Origin of the sequence: Enterobacter sp. CGMCC 5087 (assembly GCF_003144775.1) — a bacterium.
Taxonomy (GTDB): Bacteria; Pseudomonadota; Gammaproteobacteria; order Enterobacterales; family Enterobacteriaceae; genus Enterobacter; species Enterobacter cloacae_M.
The window spans coordinates 1-2529 of the sequence record NZ_QFXN01000239.1; the positions used below are offsets into that span (position 1 = coordinate 1).

Consider the following 2529-nt stretch of genomic DNA (forward strand, 5'->3'; position numbering starts at 1 on the left):
CCTCGGTCACGCAAGCGCTATCTTCCCGTATGAATACCCGGCGCTGTTCTCGATCGCCGTGGCGTTTATCGGCATCTGGTTCTTCTCGGCCACCGACAATTCGCCGGAGGGTAACCTGGAGCGTGAGAAATTCCGCGCCCAGTTCATCCGCTCGCAAACCGGCCTTGGCGTTGAGCAGGGCCGCGCGCACTAAGCCTTTCTCCCCGGCCGTTCTTGCCGGGGAGCTTAAAACATCACCCACGCCACCAGCGGCGCAATCAGCACCATTACCACGCCCGAAAGCATCATCACCAGGCTCGCGACAACGCCCTCCTGCTGCCCCAGCTCATACGAACGTGCCGTGCCCGCCCCGTGCGATGCCGCGCCAAACCCCGCCCCTTTCGCCATCCCTTCCCGGATAGAAAGCCGCAGAAAGAGCATATCCCCGACGGCCATCCCAAAGACGCCCGTTACCACCACAAACAGCGCCACCAGATCCGGCTGCCCGCCGAGCGGTTTAGCGGCCGCCAGCGCAAACGGCGTGGTCACCGAACGCACCGCCAGGCTGCGCTGAATTTCATCGGGCAGCGTAAACAGCCGCGCCAGCCAGACGGAGCTACACACCGCCACCACCGTGGCGGTGATTACACCCGCGCTGAGCGACATCCAGTGGCGTTTGATAATGGCGAGGTTGTCGTAAACGGGGACGGCAAAAGCGATGGTCGCCGGGCCGAGCAGCCACAGCAGCCAGTGGGATTCGCCAATGTAGTTCTGCCAGGAGATGTGGCCGAAGACCAGCATCAGCACCAGCAGGATCGGCGTGAAGACCAGCGGCATCAGCGGCAGGGCATGAAAGCGGCGATAGAGCCGCTTGTTGGCGAAGTAGATCGCCAGCGTCGCAATCAGGCACAAGACGCTGATCTGAAAATTAGTCATGTTTGTGCCTGCTGATTTCAAAGCGATACACTTTATCCACCACCCAGGCGGTCGTCCCCAGCACCATCAGCGTACTCAGCGCGATCACCGCAAAGATTCGCCAGCCGTCCACCATCAGCAGCTGCGCATAGTTCACCACCGCCACCACCGCCGGAACAAAGAACAGCAGCATCTCCGCCAGCAGCCAGCGCGCCCCGGCGCGCACCCAGTTAAGGGGGATCACGCGGCACAGAATAAGCGTCAGCATCAGCAGCATCCCGACAAGATTGGCGGGCAGCGGCAGATGCAGCCAGCCGACAAGATATTCCGCGAAAACAAACAGTCCCGCGTAGAGCAGTACCTGCACCGGGACCTGGAGTCGTTGCACAACGGCAGGCGTAACACGGCTTAACGCCACGGCCATGGGGGTTTTCCTCAAAAATGAGACGAGGCGCCAGTATAGAGAGCGCACGGTATGGACTGAAATGAATTAAAATCATCAAAGGTATAGTTTCGAGGAATAATCATGGACATAAGAACGCTGCGCTATTTTGTCGAAGTGGTTCGTCAGCAAAGTTTTACCCGCGCAGCGGAGAAGTTGTTTGTTACCCAGCCCACCATCAGCAAGATGCTGAAAAACCTCGAAGATGAACTGAACTGTACCCTGCTGATCCGCGACGGGCGCAAGCTGCTGCTGACCGACACCGGACGCGTGGTGTTCGAACGCGGGCTGGCGATTCTGGCGGAGTTTCGCCAGCTGGAAGCTGAGCTGGGCGATATCAATCATCTGAAGAAAGGTGTCCTTCGCCTCGGCATTCCGCCAATGGTGGGGATGATGATGGCCGGACCGATTAGCCTGTTTCGCCAGCGTTATCCCGGCGTTGAGCTGAAGATTTCGGAGTTTGGTGGGTTAACCGTCCAGCAGGCCGTCACCAACGGCGAGCTCGACGTGGCAATGACCGCCCTTCCCGTTGAGGAAGAGAGCGGTCTGGCGACGCTTCCGCTCTTTAGCCACCCGCTGTGCGTGCTGGTTCCCCGCTCCGGCGACTGGCTGAAGTTAGAGTCGGTGAAACCTGAACTGCTCGGCGAGCACCCTCTGCTGATCTACAACGAAGACTTCGCTCTCAGCCGCCAGCTGATGACGCTGTTTAACCAGCATAACGTCAAGCCGCGCATAGCGGTGCGCAGCGGACAGTGGGATTTCCTGGCGGCGATGGTGCAGGCCGGCGTGGGGATTGCCATTCTGCCGCAGCCGATTTGCGAACGTCTGGATAAAAACACGCTGCGCTGGATCCCGCTGGAGAGCGACCTGCACTGGCAGCTGGGGATGATCTGGCGTGAAGGGGTGTATTTATCGCAGAGCGCGCAGGCGTGGCTGCAGTGTTGTGAGGGGTTTTGGGTGCCCTAACCCTCTCCCACAGGGCTGAGGAATCTCCAGTAATTTTTTACTTGAAGCGATGAAAACTTCTTTTGCAAAATTAATGACTTACAGCGATACCCTGGTCCGACTGTAAATCGCCGAAGCGTTTCCGTAAGGCCGGGGCGAGGCGCAGGGATGCACCGAGAGGGCGTGGCCTGCAGGGATGCAGGCTCATGCCCGACCCGATAGCCTGAAGGAATAAGCTGAGGGCACCG

Annotated in this window: 3 protein-coding genes and 1 pseudogene; 2 read left to right on the plus strand and 2 right to left on the minus strand. The window is 59.3% G+C overall.

All coding sequences use genetic code 11. The features are described 5' to 3' along the window. Positions 1–193 (plus strand): annotated as a pseudogene (gene actP / locus DEO48_RS21295) (cation acetate symporter); the annotation flags it as partial. A 32-nt stretch (positions 194–225) separates the two neighbouring features. Here the strand turns inward: actP and DEO48_RS21300 are convergent. Together DEO48_RS21300 and DEO48_RS21305 are read right to left on the minus strand one after the other, a co-directional pair. Next, positions 226–915, minus strand: coding sequence for an LrgB family protein (locus DEO48_RS21300; RefSeq protein ID WP_023310063.1), 690 nt, complete (start codon positions 913–915; stop codon positions 226–228). Continuing rightward, positions 908–1318, minus strand: a complete 411-nt coding sequence (locus DEO48_RS21305) for a CidA/LrgA family protein (RefSeq protein ID WP_047653094.1) — start codon at positions 1316–1318, stop codon at positions 908–910. Before DEO48_RS21305 ends, DEO48_RS21300 begins: the two co-directional genes overlap by 8 nt. Positions 1319–1420: 102 nt before the next feature. On the opposite strand from DEO48_RS21305, the gene DEO48_RS21310 reads away from it, so the two are divergent. Then, positions 1421–2302 (plus strand): LysR family transcriptional regulator, encoded by an 882-nt coding sequence (locus tag DEO48_RS21310; RefSeq protein WP_109846224.1) that lies wholly within the window; start codon positions 1421–1423, stop codon positions 2300–2302. Positions 2303–2529 lie beyond the last annotated feature (227 nt).

Excerpts from the sequence above, each read along its gene's own strand:
- DEO48_RS21305 (WP_047653094.1), bottom strand. The coding sequence starts at position 1,318 with ATGGCCGTGGCGTTAAGCCGTGTTACGCCTGCCGTTGTGCAACGACTC.
- DEO48_RS21300 (WP_023310063.1), bottom strand. The coding sequence starts at position 915 with ATGACTAATTTTCAGATCAGCGTCTTGTGCCTGATTGCGACGCTGGCG.
- DEO48_RS21310 (WP_109846224.1), top strand. The coding sequence starts at position 1,421 with ATGGACATAAGAACGCTGCGCTATTTTGTCGAAGTGGTTCGTCAGCAA.